The sequence below is a fragment of the Streptomyces spiramyceticus genome (genome assembly GCF_028807635.1).
In the GTDB taxonomy this organism is placed as follows: domain Bacteria; phylum Actinomycetota; class Actinomycetes; order Streptomycetales; family Streptomycetaceae; genus Streptomyces; species Streptomyces spiramyceticus.
The window spans coordinates 364,312-380,000 of record NZ_JARBAX010000001.1; the positions used below are offsets into that span (position 1 = coordinate 364,312).

At 66.5% G+C, this 15,689-nt stretch carries 13 protein-coding genes, 2 rRNA genes and 2 riboswitches (1 of these 17 running past the window's edge); of the genes, 2 read left to right on the top strand and 13 right to left on the bottom strand.

Annotation, left to right across the window (positions count from 1 at the left end; genetic code table 11):
* The first annotated feature begins 166 nt into the window (after positions 1-166).
* Positions 167-364 (top strand): DUF5999 family protein, encoded by a 198-nt coding sequence (locus PXH83_RS01540; RefSeq protein WP_338054695.1) that lies wholly within the window; start codon positions 167-169, stop codon positions 362-364.
* Between the two features lie 95 nt (positions 365-459).
* On the opposite strand, the gene gcvP is transcribed toward PXH83_RS01540, so the two are convergent.
* The gene (gene gcvP / locus PXH83_RS01545; protein ID WP_274555776.1) at positions 460-3,345 is read right to left on the bottom strand and encodes an aminomethyl-transferring glycine dehydrogenase; all 2,886 of its coding nucleotides are present in this window, start codon (positions 3,343-3,345) and stop codon (positions 460-462) included.
* 66 nt (positions 3,346-3,411) lie between these two features.
* Positions 3,412-3,561: riboswitch (glycine riboswitch) on the bottom strand.
* A 1-nt stretch (position 3,562) separates the two neighbouring features.
* Positions 3,563-3,660: riboswitch (glycine riboswitch) on the bottom strand.
* A gap of 116 nt (positions 3,661-3,776) precedes the next feature.
* Here gcvP and PXH83_RS01550 point away from each other — a divergent pair.
* The gene (locus PXH83_RS01550; RefSeq protein WP_274555777.1) at positions 3,777-4,160 is read left to right on the top strand and encodes a PRC-barrel domain-containing protein; all 384 of its coding nucleotides are present in this window, start codon (positions 3,777-3,779) and stop codon (positions 4,158-4,160) included.
* On the opposite strand, the gene PXH83_RS01555 is transcribed toward PXH83_RS01550, so the two are convergent.
* From PXH83_RS01555 to PXH83_RS01610, 12 genes are all read right to left on the bottom strand, one after another.
* Positions 4,070-5,563, bottom strand: a complete 1,494-nt coding sequence (locus tag PXH83_RS01555) for a DNA polymerase IV (protein WP_274555778.1) — start codon at positions 5,561-5,563, stop codon at positions 4,070-4,072. The two genes, PXH83_RS01550 and PXH83_RS01555, sit on opposite strands and share 91 nt — an antisense overlap.
* Positions 5,564-5,623: 60 nt before the next feature.
* Positions 5,624-6,244, bottom strand: coding sequence for a MerR family transcriptional regulator (locus tag PXH83_RS01560; RefSeq protein ID WP_274555780.1), 621 nt, complete (start codon positions 6,242-6,244; stop codon positions 5,624-5,626).
* A gap of 167 nt (positions 6,245-6,411) precedes the next feature.
* Positions 6,412-6,885: a bifunctional nuclease family protein gene (locus PXH83_RS01565; protein WP_006123076.1), complete on the bottom strand. Its 474-nt coding sequence runs from the start codon at positions 6,883-6,885 to the stop codon at positions 6,412-6,414.
* A 53-nt stretch (positions 6,886-6,938) separates the two neighbouring features.
* Complete coding sequence (gene ftsR, locus PXH83_RS01570) at positions 6,939-7,661, bottom strand: transcriptional regulator FtsR (RefSeq protein ID WP_274555783.1); 723 nt, start codon at positions 7,659-7,661, stop codon at positions 6,939-6,941.
* Between the two features lie 17 nt (positions 7,662-7,678).
* Positions 7,679-8,572, bottom strand: a complete 894-nt coding sequence (locus tag PXH83_RS01575; protein WP_274562622.1) for an FHA domain-containing protein — start codon at positions 8,570-8,572, stop codon at positions 7,679-7,681.
* An 82-nt stretch (positions 8,573-8,654) separates the two neighbouring features.
* A complete protein-coding gene (locus PXH83_RS01580) occupies positions 8,655-9,452 on the bottom strand; it encodes a DUF881 domain-containing protein (RefSeq protein ID WP_274555785.1) in 798 nt (265 codons plus the stop codon).
* A 5-nt stretch (positions 9,453-9,457) separates the two neighbouring features.
* Complete coding sequence (locus PXH83_RS01585) at positions 9,458-9,790, bottom strand: small basic family protein (protein ID WP_023543062.1); 333 nt, start codon at positions 9,788-9,790, stop codon at positions 9,458-9,460.
* Positions 9,787-10,707, bottom strand: coding sequence for a DUF881 domain-containing protein (locus PXH83_RS01590; protein WP_274555799.1), 921 nt, complete (start codon positions 10,705-10,707; stop codon positions 9,787-9,789). Before PXH83_RS01590 ends, PXH83_RS01585 begins: the two co-directional genes overlap by 4 nt.
* A 97-nt stretch (positions 10,708-10,804) precedes the next feature.
* Positions 10,805-13,300, bottom strand: coding sequence for a mannose-1-phosphate guanyltransferase (locus tag PXH83_RS01595; RefSeq protein WP_274555801.1), 2,496 nt, complete (start codon positions 13,298-13,300; stop codon positions 10,805-10,807).
* Between the two features lie 115 nt (positions 13,301-13,415).
* Positions 13,416-14,024, bottom strand: coding sequence for a cardiolipin synthase ClsA (clsA, locus tag PXH83_RS01600; protein ID WP_274555803.1), 609 nt, complete (start codon positions 14,022-14,024; stop codon positions 13,416-13,418).
* 145 nt (positions 14,025-14,169) lie between these two features.
* Positions 14,170-14,286, bottom strand: a 5S ribosomal RNA gene (rrf, locus tag PXH83_RS01605).
* Between the two features lie 74 nt (positions 14,287-14,360).
* Positions 14,361-15,689, bottom strand: a 23S ribosomal RNA gene (locus PXH83_RS01610); it runs 1,812 nt beyond the window's last position.

Consider the following 15,689-nt stretch of genomic DNA (forward strand, 5'->3'; position numbering starts at 1 on the left):
CGCACGAGTGATGCGTCATTAATCAGTAAGGAGAGCTGCCGCGAAATCCCTGCGGATTGACGCCCGTGGGGCAACACTGGGACCGGACCGATTGATACGGGGGGCGGCCATGAACACCGCATCGAGCCGCAGGACACTCACTACAACGCAGCGAAAGAACCCTTCCATGTGCCAGCACCAGCCAGCCTGCCCGACCGCCGAGTCAGCCGATCGGGAAGCCGCGATCCTCGTGGCACACCACCCGGAACAGGGCTGGAGCCTGCTGTGCAACGGCGTCCTCGTCTTCGAGGACACCGGAGAGCTTCTGCCGGACGGCCAGATCATTGCGCCGCACCGGCCGCTCGACGTGGTCAAGGCCGCGTAGCACAGCCGATACAACCGGATACGACGAGGGGCCGGCCCGGAGGAAGTCTCCGAACCGGCCCCGACGCATGTCCGCGCCTGTGTACGTTACGCCCGTCAGTTGTCGTACTCATCCATCGGCGGGCACGAGCAGACGAGGTTGCGGTCACCGAACGCACCGTCGATCCGGCGCACCGGCGGCCAGTACTTGTCCGCGGCCGACACTCCGGCCGGGAAGACCGCCTCCTGGCGGCTGTACGCGTGCTCCCACTCCCCGCCGAGCGCGGCCGCGGTGTGCGGCGCGTTGTGCAGCGGGTTGTCGTCCGCGGGCCACTCGCCCGAAGCGACCTTCTCGATCTCGCCGCGTATGGCGATCATGGTGTCGCAGAAGCGGTCGATCTCGCCCAGGTCTTCGCTCTCGGTCGGCTCGATCATCAGCGTCCCGGCCACCGGGAACGACATGGTCGGCGCGTGGAAGCCGTAGTCGATGAGGCGCTTGGCGATGTCGTCGACACTCACGCCCGTCGACTTCGACAGCGGCCGCAGATCGACGATGCACTCGTGCGCGACCAGCCCGTTGGGACCGGTGTAGAGCACGGGGTAGTGCGGCTCCAGGCGCTTGGCGATGTAGTTCGCCGCGAGCACGGCGACCTGCGTGGCCCGCTTGAGGCCCTCGGCGCCCATCAGACGGACGTACGCCCACGAGATCGGCAGAATGCCCGCCGAGCCCCACGGAGCGGCCGAGATCGGGCCCACGCCCGTCTCCGGGCCGGCCGACGGCTGGAGCGGGTGGTTCGGCAGGTACGGCGCGAGGTGGGCCCGCACACCGACGGGACCGACACCGGGGCCGCCGCCACCGTGCGGGATGCAGAAGGTCTTGTGCAGATTCAGGTGCGACACGTCGCCGCCGAACTTGCCGGGCTTGGCCAGCCCCACCAGCGCGTTGAGGTTGGCACCGTCGACGTACACCTGGCCGCCGGCCTCGTGCACCGTCGCGCAGATGTCGGCGACGTGCTCCTCGAACACCCCGTGCGTGGACGGGTAGGTGATCATCAGCACCGACAGCTCGTCGCGGTACTGCTCGATCTTGGCGTGCAGGTCCTCGACGTCGACCTCGCCGTCCTCGCGGGTCTTGACGACGACGACCTTCATGCCGGCCATGACGGCGCTCGCGGCGTTGGTGCCGTGCGCGGACGACGGGATCAGGCACACCGTGCGCTGGTCGTCGCCGTTGGCCCGGTGGTACGCCCGCACGGCCAGGAGGCCCGCCAGCTCGCCCTGCGAACCGGCGTTGGGCTGGATCGACACCGCGTCGTAGCCGGTGACCTCGGCCAGCCGCTCCTCCAGCTCACGGATGAGCGTCAGATAGCCCTGCACCTGCTCGACCGGCGCGAAGGGGTGGATCGCCCCGAACTCCGGCCAGGTGACCGGCTCCATCTCGGTGGTCGCGTTCAGCTTCATGGTGCAGGAGCCGAGCGGGATCATGCCGCGGTCGAGCGCGTAGTCACGGTCTGCCAGCTTCCGCAGGTAGCGCAGCATCGCGGTCTCGGAACGGTGCTGGTGGAAGACCGGGTGCGTCAGGTAGTCGTCCGTGCGGAGCAGCCCCTCGGGCAGCGCCTCGGCCGTGGCGGCGTCCAGCGCCTCCAGGTCGGCCTCTACGCCGAATGCGGACCAGACAGCGGCGATCTGGGCGCGGGCCGTCGTCTCGTCGCAGGCGACAGATACGGAGTCGGCGTCGACGAGGTGCAGGTTGACGCCGCCCTGCCGGGCCGCGGCGACGACATCGGCGGCCTTGCCGGGGACGCGCACGGTCAGGGTGTCGAAGTACGAGCCGTGCACGACCTCGACACCGCCGGCCCGCAGGCCCTCGGCGAGCAGCGTCGCGTACCGGTGCGTGCGGCGTGCGATGCCGCGCAGGCCGTCGGGGCCGTGGTAGACGGCGTACATCCCGGCCATGACCGCGAGCAGCACCTGAGCGGTGCAGATGTTGCTGGTGGCCTTTTCCCGGCGGATGTGCTGCTCACGGGTCTGCAGCGCCAGCCGGTAGGCCTTGTTGCCGTCGGCGTCGACGGAGACACCGACGAGCCGCCCCGGCAGGCTGCGCGCGAACTTCTCGCGTACGGCCATGAAGCCCGCGTGCGGACCGCCGAAGCCCATCGGCACACCGAAGCGCTGGGTCGTGCCGACGGCGATGTCGGCGCCGAGCTCGCCGGGCGAGGTCAGCAGCGTCAGGGCCAGCAGATCGGCGGCGACGGTGACGATCGCCCCGAGCTCGTGCGCCTGCTCGATGACGGGCTTGATGTCCCGTACGACGCCGGACGCGCCGGGGTACTGGAGCAGCACACCGAAGACGCCGCGCTCGGCGACCTCGGCGGGAATCCCGTCGGAGAGGTCGGCGACGACGACCGCGACACCGGTCGGCTCCGCGCGCGTCTGGATGACGGCGACGGTCTGCGGCAGCGTGTCGGAGTCGATCAGAAAGACGCCGTTCTTGACCTTGCCGACGCGGCGCGCGAGCGCCATGGCCTCGGCGGCGGCGGTGCCCTCGTCGAGCAGCGAGGCGCCCGAGGTCGGCAGGCCGGTCAGGTCGGCCACCATCGTCTGGAAGTTGAGCAGCGCCTCAAGGCGGCCCTGCGAGATCTCCGGCTGGTAAGGCGTGTACGCCGTGTACCAGGCCGGGCTCTCCATGACGTTGCGCAGGATCACCGGCGGCGTGAAGGTGCCGTAGTAGCCGAGCCCGATCATCGGGGCGAGTACCTGGTTCTGGTCCGCGAGCGTGCGCAGCTCGGCCAGCACCTCGGCCTCGGTGCGCGCGTCCGGCAGCCCGAGCGCCCCGGCGCTCTTGATGACGTCCGGCACCGCGGCCGCGGTCAGCTCGTCGAGCGAGCCGTAACCGACCTGGGCAAGCATCTTGGCCTGCGCCTCGGCGTCGGGCCCTATGTGGCGCTGCTCGAAGGGGATGCCACGCTCAAGCTGCGAGAGCGGAATGCGGTTTGCGGTCATCTGCGGAAGGCCTCCTGGTCTGACACGACCTGCGAGGGGCACCACGGCACGGGTGCCCGGACGGCCTCCCCCTCTGTCATCTCAACCTGAGAGCTTCACCGGAGGGCCATTGAAGGCACGCTCCGGCTTTCACCGTCGGTGAGGGAGGGTTCCGTTCCGGACTGTGCTCTCTACGAACACAAGCCCGACCGGCGCCCACCCTGCTTTCCAGAGTGACCTCAACCGTGCGGTACGGGGGCCTGAGAGATTCCGGGGAGGATTTGCTCCTTCGGCGCCTCCGATACGTTCACCGAAGGACTCTCCCGCACGGGGTCAGCAGCCATTGGCCAGCCTACCAGCGAGGCCCGTCACCCATCCCTCGAGTGGCCGGGGCCCCCGATGTGCACTTTCGTAGTGTGTACGGGGAGCAGCTGCGATCAGTTGGAGGGACCGTGCAGACCGACATCGATCCACGCAGCCTGATTGGCCGGAAGGCGTTCGACCGCAACGGCAACAAGATCGGAACAGTGGACGAGGTGTACCTCGACGACGCCACCGGGGTCCCCGAATGGGCAGCTGTACGCACCGGCCTGTTCAGCCGGGACGCCTTCGTCCCCCTGGAGCCCAGCGAGGTCGTGAACGACTCCCTCCGCGTCCCCTACGAGCGCTCGCTCATCAAGGACGCCCCCGACTTCGGCGTCGGCCGCCACCTCTCCCCGGCACAGGAGCTGCAGCTCTACCACCACTACGGGCTCGATATCTCGTTCCCCGCTCCCGACACGCCTGAGGCGTCTGACAAGGACTTCGGCAAGATCGCCGGCGACGACACCGCCTGATCCTCCCCATCCTCTGCGACGGGCACCAGCGGGAGCGGATCCGACGGCACGAGGTCCGGATCGTCGACCTTGAAGGTCCTCACCCGCCCCGGCGCCGACGTCGGCTCCTCGAACCGCACCGTCACCCGCCCCACTCCGCTGCCCTGCACCCACCCCGCGCCGTACTCGGCGTGCCGCACGTCCTGTCCGGCCAGCCACCGGCGCTCCGGCGGCGGCTCGGACGCGTGCGCCGCCCCGTCGCCACCCCCGACCGGCTCCGCCTCCCCCACCTGTCGCACAGCCACATCCCCAGTCCCAGTCCCAGCCCCGGCCTCCGCTTTTGCCTGCTCGCCCGCTGCCTGGGCGAAGAGGTCCTCCTGGGTGTAGTCCGCGAGACCCGTGACGCCCACCCCGAGGAGCCGCACCCCGCCTGTCGTGTCCACTGCCTCCAGCAGCCGCCCCGCCGCCTCGCGGACCACGCTCGGATCGTCGGTCGGCCCACGCAGGGTCTCCGAGCGCGTCAACGTCGAGAAGTCGTACCGCCGTACCTTCAGCACGACCGTCCTGCCGGAATGCCCGGACGCCCGCAACCGCTGGACACACCGGTCGGCCAGCCGGCCCACTTCGATCCTGATCCTGACCCGGTCGTGCAGGTCCACCTCGAAGGTGTCCTCGACCGACACCGATTTGGCGTCCCGCTCGGCGACCACCGGCCGGTCGTCGTGCCCGACCGCCATCTGGTACAGCGACGCGCCGTGGGACTTCCCCAGCAGCCGTACAAGCTCGTCCTCGCCCGCCTCCGCCAGATCGGCGACGGTCGTCATCCCGGCCCGCCGCAGGTGCTCCCCGGTCGCCGGACCGACCCCGGGCAACGTCCGGACCGGCAGCGGTCCCAGCAGCTCCCGCTCGGTTCCCGGCTCGATGAGCACAAGACCGTCGGGCTTGGCCTGCTCCGACGCGATCTTGGCAAGCATTTTGGAGCCCGCGAGCCCCACGGACGCGGTGAGCCCCGTGACCACTCTGATGTCCGCCCGCAGCCGCTCCCCGGCCTTCCGGGCCGACACCGAGTCGTCGGCCACCCCTCCCGCCTCCAGGTCCACGAAGGCCTCGTCCAGGCTCAGCGGTTCGACCAGCGGGGAAAGCCGGCCGAGCAGCTCCATGACCTGTTCACTGACGGACCTGTAGAGAGCGAAGCGCGGCATGAGATAGGCGGCGTTCGGACACAGCCGCCGGGCCTGCGCCACCGGCATCGCCGAATGCACCCCGAAGCGCCTGGCCTCGTACGAGGCGGTGGCCACGACACCGCGCGTCCCGATCCCGCCGACCACGACCGGCTTTCCGCGCAGGCTGGGCTTCGCCGCCTGCTCCGCGGCAGCGTAGAAGGCATCCATGTCCAGATGCAGGATGGTCGGCGTGGATCTCACACCATCGATGCTGCCGCACGGCACTGACAATCGACCGGCGGCAGCACGGAAGGCAGCGTCTCAGACAGCCTTGTTACGGCGCCGTGCGAGCTCGTCGGTGGGATTGTGCCTGATCAGGGTCTCGCCCGTGTCGACGCGCTCGCCGTGCAGCTGGGACAGAGCGCTCTCCACATCCCGCCACACCACGCCCACGGCGATCCCGAAAATGCCCTGTCCGCCCTGGAGGAGTTCGACGACCTCGTCCGGCGAGGAGCACTCGTAGACGGTCGCCCCGTCGCTCATGAGCGTCATCCGGTCGAGGTCCTGGAAGCCGCGGGCCCGTAGATGCTGGACGGCGGTGCGGATGTTCTGCAGCGCGACACCGGTGTCCAGGAAGCGCTTGACGATCTTGAGGACGACGACGTCCCTGAAGCTGTAGAGACGCTGCGTGCCCGAGCCGTACGCGGCCCGGACACTCGGCTCGACCAGCCCTGTACGCGCCCAGTAGTCGAGCTGCCGGTACGTGATTCCGGCCGCCGCACAGGCGGTGGGCCCCCGGTACCCGATGCTCTCAGTGCTCTCGGCCGCGGCCGTTTCATCCCTGGCCGAGGCCGCGCCCTGCCGCCCCACCCGGGGGTCGACTGAACCGCCGTGAAGCGGATACGGCCCGCCCGCCACCGTACCGTCGCCGCTGCTTCTCACGCCGACCTCCGTCCTTGACCTGCCTTGTCGACGGTAGGCAGTCACCCGGGGTGCGTCAACGATCGCCACACTCGGCACGCCGAGTGATAATCACCCTGAGAGTGGTTTCCCGTACCTCTCTCCGGGGAAAGGCTACTCGAATGTGCCGACGGTCCGTGGCGTGAAGCTCACTGACTGTTGGTCCCGAAGTCCTCGGGAGAGATCTGATCGAGGAACTCGCGGAACTTCTCCACCTCGTCCTCCTGCTCGTCCGGGATGGCGATCCCGGCATCGTCCAGCACCCCGTCACTGCCGTAGATCGGCGTTCCGGTGCGCAGGGCCAGCGCTATGGCATCCGAAGGCCTCGCGCTCACTTCGACACCACTGGCAAAGACCAGCTCGGCGTAGAACACCCCTTCCCGCAGGTCGGTGATGCGTACTTCGGTGAGCTCCTGGCCAACCGCCTCCAGCACGTCCTTGAAAAGATCATGCGTCAGCGGCCTGGCAGGGGCCATCCCCTGCTGGGCAAAGGCGATCGCGGTCGCCTCTCCCGGCCCAATCCAGATGGGGAGGTACCGATCGCCTCCTACTTCACGCAGGAGCACGATCGGCTGGTTGGAGGGCATTTCCACCCGGACACCTACGACGTCGAGCTCGTTCACACAGCAACCCTAGGACGTGCCCGGCAGGTTTGGGTAGTCGGGCTCCTCCACGCTCAGTGCAGCCGCACGCCGAGCGCACTCTGGACCAGCGCCGCATGAAGCCGTACTGACAGCTCGGCGAGCTCCTTGGCTGTCGCCTCGGCATGTGCCCTGGTCTGCGGATTCCGGTGACGGCGCAGCGGCGCGACAATCTGTTCGACCAGGCCGGCCTCGCGGTCCGCCGCGGCTTTCACCGCACGCAAATGCCGCGGCTCCAGACCGAACCGCCCCAGGTCCGCCACCAACTTGGCCACCGTGACGACCTCGGCGTCGTAATCGCCACCCGGCAGGGGCGTGATCAGCCCGTACGACTCCCACTCGTCGAGCTCGTCCTCGCCGACCTCGGCGGCCGCGAGCAGCTCCGACCGGCCGATCCGGGCGGCGGTAGGACAATCGGCCCCGGTTTCCGGCGTACCGCCGGAAACCGGCAGCTGGATCTGTTCGCCGCGCTCCAGCGCATCGAGATGCTCCCGGATGACCTTGAGCGGAAGATAGTGGTCCCGCTGCATACGCAGCACCTGGGCCAGCCGCTCGACGTCCTCGGGACTGAATTTGCGGTAGCCGGACGGTGTCCGCTGCGGCTCGACCAGCCCCTCGGTCTCCAGAAAGCGGATCTTGGAGATGGTGACCTCGGGAAACTCGTCACGCAGCACGCTCAGCACGGTGCCGATACTCACCAGGCGATCGTCCGCGGTGGCGGTGCCGTGTCCGGCACCGCCCATCGGTGTTCGCAGCATGGACCTTCCCGTAAGGGTCAGATGCCCCGCTGGCTCGCATAGAAGACCAGCCGGTACTTACCGATCTGCACCTCGTCGCCGTTCGACAGCGCGACGGAGTCGATCCGCTCACGGTTGACGTAGGTGCCATTGAGACTGCCGACATCCGCGACGGTGAACCCGCCGTCCGCACCCCGGCGGAACTCCACGTGCCGTCGCGAGACGGTCACGTCGTCGAGGAAGATGTCACTCTGCGGGTGCCTGCCGGCCGTGGTCAGCTCACTGTCCAGCAGGAAGCGGCTGCCCGAGTTCGGACCGCGTCGTACCACCAGAAGCGCCGCACCGAGCGGAAGGGCATCAACGGCGGCCTGGGCCTCGGGCGACAGCGACGGGGCCGCGGTCTGTCCCGTTGCCTCCGCCTCGTACGCCTCCAGTCCGGAGATGGAGATGGTCGACGTCGTCTCCGAAGGACGCTCGCCGGACGCGCCCGCCCTCAGCGGAGCACCGCAGTTGGAACAGAAACGGCTGGCCTCGGCATTGCGGTGCCCGCACCTCGTACAAACCGGCAAGGCCGACATGGACGGATCCTCCTGCCGCGGATCTGATTCCCCGAAACCTATGCGGCCGGGACCCGCAGGGTCAACAGACGACGCGCCCTGGCCACCCGAAATGTCGCCGCCGGGACCAGCGACCTCGTCCCGGAAGAGCGGGCGCTCCGCACCCTGCTCCTCGGCTTCTCCACCACGCGGGGCACGATGCCGGGCGGTGCTGTTCGCACCGTCCTCGCGTGCACTCTTGCCGAACAACTTCGAAAACAACTTCACGGGCGATTCCCCTTGACTGAAACAGACCCGCCCGTGGGGCAGGACGAACCCTGAATGAACACACCTGCCGAACCGGACATCTTTACAACGTCCGTATCCACCAGACAGTTTCCACCACGCACCACGCCTTCGGTGCGCCGACCCCCCGCAACCTCATGCCCTAGTCCCGCAGCCGCCATGCGCCCCCGCCTCACCGCGGTGACGACTGAGCGTAGTCAGGCTGCTTCGCCGGTCGCAAGGCGTCCACAACGATCTTCTCGGACCGGGTCACTGTGGCGGTGGCCTGCTCCTTCTCCAAGGTCTGCACAATGCCGCCAGGGATGTTGAGCGCGGGTTCCAGATCCTGCGGCTTGCCGATCACCTTGAAGCGGTACGGCGCGGAAACCTTCCGGCCGTCCACCTCGATGCCGCCGTCCTCGTCCAGGAAGTACGTGTTCGCCACCACCCTGACGTCATTGATCTGGACAGCTTCCGCGCCCGCCGCCCGCAGTTCCTGGATCGTGTCCAGCAGCATGTCGGCCTCGACGGTGGAGTGTGGGTCCGTGATCGTCAGGTTGATGCCGGGGCCCTGTGCCGCCACGGTACCGGCCAGTACGCCGAGTTGCCGTTCCTTTTCCAGGGTCTGCTTGCGGGCCTCTTCAGCCTGGTCCGAGCTGTTCTCCAGCTCTGTCTTCTGATCGTCGAGGCGCTGCTTCTCGTCTTCGAGGCGCTGCGTACGGTCGTCCAACTCGTCGAGGATTCGCACCAGGTCCTCCTGGCGCGCTCCCCGCAGCGCACTGTCGTCGGTCGACCTGACCTGGATGGCAAGCCCGAGCCCGAGAACGAACAGCAACAGCGCCACGATCAGCTGGGCGCGTGTGACACGCGGCGGCCAGAGCCCTGCGATCAGCCGCTGACGTCCCGTCGGCGGCGGCAGTTCGGCCGACTGCCCGCTCCTCGACGCCGTCTCTTCGTCCCGCTGCGGCTCGGGGTTCTCTTCCGTACTCATCGGCCTCACGCCCGGAACACGTGACGGCGAATCGCCGCCGCGTTGGAGAAGATCCGGATGCCGAACACCACCACGACACCCGTGGACAACTGCGCGCCGACGCCCAACTTGTCGCCCAGGAACACGATCAGGGCGGCCACGACGACATTCGACAGGAACGAGACGACGAAGACCTTGTCGACGAAGATGCCGTCCAGCATGGCCCGCAGACCGCCGAAGACCGCATCGAGCGCGGCGACGACGGCAATCGGCAGATAGGGCTCGACCACCGCCGGTACCTCGGGTCGGACCAACAGTCCGACCACGACTCCCACGACGAGGCCCAGTACGGCGATCACGATCTGCCCTTCCCTGTGTTGGCCACGCTCTTCCCGGCGTCCGTGGCCAGCGGCTCTGCTGTATGTACGATCAGGCTCGACGCCGCGGGAAGCCGCACGTCGTCCTGATGGGAAATGCTCCACCTGATGCCGTAGTCGTCCTCCAGCACCTTCAGGTACTGGCCGTCCGCACTGTCCCGGAACGCAATCCGCAGATGAGGCTCGCGCCCCACGGCCAGCAACGTGTACGGCGGCACCAGCGGCTTGTTGTCGACCAGTATCGCTTCGCCCGCGTGACGGATCGCCGACAGCGACGTCAGCCGCTGTCCGTTGATGGCGACGGCCGTGGCGCCCGAGGACCACAGGCCATTGACGATCTGCTGCATGTCGCGGTCCCGAAGTCGGCCCGTATCGGAGAAAGTGGTGTTCTCCCTCGGCCCGCCGCCGCCCGGGTCGGTGTTCTCCGCGTCGTCGACGACCAGCTTCACACCCGCGCCCCGGACCGCCGTCGCACCGGACAGCAGGGCCACCAGTCCGCCCTGGTCACCGCCGTGCTTTTCCAGTGCCTTGCGCTGACGCTCCCCCACGTCCTGTCTGAGGGTCTCCACGTCCTGTTCGAGCTTGTCGGCCGCCGAGGTCTCCGCCTCGATCCGGTCGATGAGCTCCTCGCGCTCCTTGGCCACAACGGGAGCCGCTATCCGCGCCTGCGCCGCACCAAGGGTCACCACAAGGGCAGCCAGCACAAGCCCCGCGGCCAGCCCGAGCTTCGCCCGCAAGCTGCGCGGCATGCCGGCGCTGCCGTCCGCCTGTCTACGGGCCGTTGCCTCGGCGTATCCGTCGTCGAGGCTGTGGTCCATGACATTCGTCAGCAGCGACATGGACGCGTCGGGGCGCCGATGTGGAGGAGAGGTGCTCCGAACGGGGGGCTGCTGCGACATGCCGCACATCGTCGCACGTCGGGACTGCTACCACCGAATGGCCCCACCGGTGTGCCCGAGGGCGTCGTCGACGCACCCCGGGCACACCGGTGACACCTCAGTGACCTGCGCTGTCCACGACGGCCGACCACTCGTCGAGCAATGCCTGGGCCGACTCGTCGTCGGGCCCCTCTGCCCACAGATGAGTGACGGCTTCCGCGGGATCGGGCAGGACCATCACCCATCGGCCGTCCGCCTCGACCACGCGCACGCCGTCGGTCGTGTCCACGAACCGATCCCCCGCGGCCTCGACCACACGTCGCATGACGAGACCCTTCACGGCCCAAGGCGTGGCCAGGTTACGTCGCAGCACATGGGCTCGCGGTATACGTGCGTCGATCTGGCTCAGCGTGAGCTGTGTTCTGGCCACCAGCCCGATCAGCCGCACAAAGGCGGCCGCGCCGTCGAAGACGCTGCTGAACTCGGGCACGATGAACCCGCCGAGTCCGTCACCACCGAAGATCGTGGACTCCTCGCGGCCCACGCGCGTCAGATCGTCCGGCGACGTGGTGGTCCACTCCACCTGCGTTCCGTGATACGCCGCGACCTGTTCGGCGATTCTGGTGGTGGTCACGGGCAGTGCCACCCGGCCGCTCCGCCGTTCAGCCGCGACAAGGTCGAGCATCACCAGAAGCGCCCGGTCGTCCTCAATGATCCGCCCGCGCTCGTCGACGAGCGACAACCGCTCGCCCACAGGGTCGAACCGCACGCCGAAAGCCGCCCGTGCCGATGCGACGATCTCGCCCAGCCGGACCAGGCCCGAGCGACGTGTGTCGCTCGTCTCGGTCGGCCTGGACTCGTCGAGCCCCGGGTTGATGGTCAGCGCATCGACTCCGAGCCGCCCCAGCAGGCTCGGCAGCACCAGACCGGCGCTTCCGTTCGACGCGTCGACGACAACCTTGAGCCCCGACTCGGCGATGCCCGTGACATCGAGATTCCGCAGCAGCGACCCGGTGTACGAATCGAAGACACTGGCCGGGAAGTGCAGGTCCCCGATCTCGCCCGGGAAGGCCCGGCGGTACTCCTGCCGGGCGAACACCCGGTCGAGCTTGCGCTGTCCTGCCTGGGACAGGTCCGCGCCACGCTCGTCGAAGAACATGATGTCGACGGAGTCTGGCACTCCCGGTGTCGTACGGATCATGATGCCGCCGGCACTGCCTCGCGCCGTCTGCTGACGTGCGACAGGCAGCGGCACGTTCTCCAGGTCGCGTACGTCGATGGCACTCGTCTGGAGCGCCGAAATCACCGCCCGCTTCAGTGCCCGCGCACCACGCGAGTGGTCGCGCGCGGTGGTCACTGTGGCGCCCTTCTTGAGCGTGGTGGCGTACGCGCCCGCAAGCCGTACCGCCAGCTCCGGAGTGATCTCGACGTTCAGGATGCCGGAGACCCCGCGGGCACCGAAGAGATGCGCCTGCCCGCGCGACTCCCAGATCACCGAGGTGTTGACGAAGGCGCCGGCCTCGATGGTCTTGAACGGGTAAACCCGCACATTTCCCTGGACAATCGATTCTTCGCCCACGAGGCACTCGTCGCCGATAACGGCACCGTCCTCGATACGCGCCGCCCGCATGATGTCGGTGTTCTTGCCGATCACGCATCCGCGGAGGTTGCTGTGCTGGCCGATATACACGTTGTCGTGCACGACGGCTCTATGGAGGAAAGCCCCGCTTTTTACGACGACATTGGACCCCACGACCGTGTGCTCACGGATCTCCACGCCGGCTTCGACCTTGGCGTAGTCCCCGATGTAGAGCGGCCCGCGCAGCACCGCGTCCGGGTGCACCTCGGCGCCTTCCGCGACCCACACACCCGGAGAGATCTCGAACCCGTCGAGATCCACATTGACCTTGCCCTCGAGGACATCGGCCTGTGCCTTGACGTAGCTCTCGTGCGTACCGACGTCTTCCCAATATCCCTCGGCGATGTAGCCGTAGATCGGCTTGCCTTCCTTCATGAGCTGAGGGAAGACATCACCGGACCAGTCGACGGAGACGTCCGCTTCCACATAGTCGAAGACCTCGGGCTCCATCACATAGATGCCCGTATTCACGGTGTCGGAGAAGACCTGCCCCCATGTCGGCTTCTCCAGGAACCGCTCGACCTTCCCGTGTTCGTCCACGATCGTGATCCCGAATTCCAGTGGATTCGGCACGCGCGTCAGACACACCGTGACCAGTGCGCCCTTCTCCTTGTGGAAACGGATCAGGTCAGTGAGGTCGAAATCGGTGAGGGCATCGCCCGAGATGACGAGAAAAGCATCGTCCTTCAATGCTTCCTCGGCATTCTTCACGCTGCCCGCAGTGCCGAGTGGCTTCTCCTCATTGGCATAGGTGAGCTCCATTCCGAGCTCTTCGCCGTCACCGAAGTAGTTCTTGACGAGCGAAGCCAGAAACTGCACGGTTACGACGGTCTCATTGAGCCCATGCCGCTTGAGCAGCCTCAGCACATGCTCCATGATCGGCCTATTGGCCACCGGCAGGAGCGGCTTGGGCATGCTCGAGGTCATAGGGCGAAGTCGCGTACCTTCGCCACCGGCCATCACGACGGCCTTCATGTCGGAAACGTCCTCCTTGAAGAGACGACGGTCTAGCCGACTTCGCCTGTCCGGGACTGGCCCGCAGGCATCATGCGCGGACAACCAGGCGCTGCGTTGCGCCGCATCGGCAGACTCAATCGGCCGCGGCGTCCGCCTTCACCAGCCGACGGACCTGAACCACGTAGAGGATTCCTGCCCACCAATAGAGAGTTGTACCCCATCCGGCGAACGCCCATCCGAAAATAGCAGCCAGCGTCGCCAGCCACCCGCTGCCGTCACTGAGAAGCAGTAGCGGGAAGGCATACATCAAGTTGAACGTGGCTGCCTTCCCCAGGAAGTTCACCTGCGGCGGCGGATAGCCGTGCTTCCGAAGGATGCCCACCATCACCAGAAGCATCAGTTCGCGCGCCAAGAGTGCGGCGGTCAACCAGAGAGGAAGGATCTCCCGCCAGGTGAGCCCGACCAGCGTGGAAAGGATGTAGAGCCTGTCAGCGGCGGGGTCGAGCAGGCGCCCGAGACGGCTGATCTGGTTCCAGCGCCGGGCGAGCTTTCCGTCGAGATAGTCGCTGATGCCGCTGAGCATCAACACCAGCAGTGCCCAGCCGTCGGCCTTGGGCCCACCGAACTCGGGCAGCAGAATCAACCACAGAAACAGGGGTACGCCGAGGAGGCGAGCCATGCTGAGGATGTTCGGGATGGTGAGGACCCGGTCCGTCTGAACGCGAGTCTCCTGGACCTCCACCCGGGGGCCTCCTGTGGGAACGTGCCAATGATGCCCCCTGACCCTACCCTCAGCGACGGCCGGCAGAAGCACAGGGGTTCCGCTACCTCCCTTGAACGCAGAAAAGCCCCGCACCATAAAGGTGCGGGGCTCCCCCACAATGATTGTTCGGCGGCGTCCTACTCTCCCACAGGGTCCCCCCTGCAGTACCATCGGCGCTGAAAGGCTTAGCTTCCGGGTTCGGAATGTAACCGGGCGTTTCCCTAACGCTATGACCACCGAAACACTATGAAGTTAAACAAACCGGTGCCGTCACAGTTCGTTACTTCAGAACTAACACAGTGGACGCGAGCAACTGAGGACAAGCCCTCGGCCTATTAGTACCAGTCAGCTCCACCCGTTACCGGGCTTCCACATCTGGCCTATCAACCCAGTCGTCTACTGGGAGCCTTAACCCCTCAAAGGGGGTGGGAACACTCATCTCGAAGCAGGCTTCCCGCTTAGATGCTTTCAGCGGTTATCCTTTCCGAACGTAGCCAACCAGCCATGCCCTTGGCAGGACAACTGGCACACCAGAGGTTCGTCCGTCCCGGTCCTCTCGTACTAGGGACAGCCCTTCTCAATATTCCTACGCGCGCAGAGGATAGGGACCGAACTGTCTCACGACGTTCTAAACCCAGCTCGCGTACCGCTTTAATGGGCGAACAGCCCAACCCTTGGGACCGACTCCAGCCCCAGGATGCGACGAGCCGACATCGAGGTGCCAAACCATCCCGTCGATATGGACTCTTGGGGAAGATCAGCCTGTTATCCCCGGGGTACCTTTTATCCGTTGAGCGACAGCGCTTCCACAAGCCACTGCCGGATCACTAGTCCCGACTTTCGTCCCTGCTCGACCCGTCGGTCTCACAGTCAAGCTCCCTTGTGCACTTACACTCAACACCTGATTGCCAACCAGGCTGAGGGAACCTTTGGGCGCCTCCGTTACTCTTTAGGAGGCAACCGCCCCAGTTAAACTACCCATCAGACACTGTCCCTGATCCGGATCACGGACCGAGGTTAGACATCCAGCACGACCAGAGTGGTATTTCAAGATTGACTCCACACACACTGGCGTGCATGCTTCACAGTCTCCCACCTATCCTACACAAGCCGAACCGAACACCAATATCAAACTGTAGTAAAGGTCCCGGGGTCTTTCCGTCCTTCTGCGCGAAACGAGCATCTTTACTCGTAGTGCAATTTCACCGGGCCTATGGTTGAGACAGTCGAGAAGTCGTTACGCCATTCGTGCAGGTCGGAACTTACCCGACAAGGAATTTCGCTACCTTAGGATGGTTATAGTTACCACCGCCGTTTACTGGCGCTTAAGTTCTCAGCTTCGCACGCCCGAAAGCGCACTAACCGGTCCCCTTAACGTTCCAGCACCGGGCAGGCGTCAGTCCGTATACATCGCCTTACGGCTTCGCACGGACCTGTGTTTTTAGTAAACAGTCGCTTCTCGCTGGTCTCTGCGGCCACCCCCAGCTCACCGTGTAAAACGGATCACCAGTGATGGCCCCCCTTCTCCCGAAGTTACGGGGGCATTTTGCCGAGTTCCTTAACCATAGTTCACCCGAACGCCTCGGTATTCTCTACCTGACCACCTGAGTCGGTTTAGGGTACGGGCCGCCATGAAACTCGCTA

Excerpts from the sequence above, each read along its gene's own strand:
- PXH83_RS01580 (WP_274555785.1), bottom strand. The coding sequence starts at position 9,452 with ATGAGTACGGAAGAGAACCCCGAGCCGCAGCGGGACGAAGAGACGGCG.
- ftsR (WP_274555783.1), bottom strand. The coding sequence starts at position 7,661 with ATGCTGCGAACACCGATGGGCGGTGCCGGACACGGCACCGCCACCGCG.
- PXH83_RS01595 (WP_274555801.1), bottom strand. The coding sequence starts at position 13,300 with ATGAAGGCCGTCGTGATGGCCGGTGGCGAAGGTACGCGACTTCGCCCT.
- gcvP (WP_274555776.1), bottom strand. The coding sequence starts at position 3,345 with ATGACCGCAAACCGCATTCCGCTCTCGCAGCTTGAGCGTGGCATCCCC.
- PXH83_RS01540 (WP_338054695.1), top strand. The coding sequence starts at position 167 with ATGTGCCAGCACCAGCCAGCCTGCCCGACCGCCGAGTCAGCCGATCGG.
- PXH83_RS01590 (WP_274555799.1), bottom strand. The coding sequence starts at position 10,707 with ATGTCGCAGCAGCCCCCCGTTCGGAGCACCTCTCCTCCACATCGGCGC.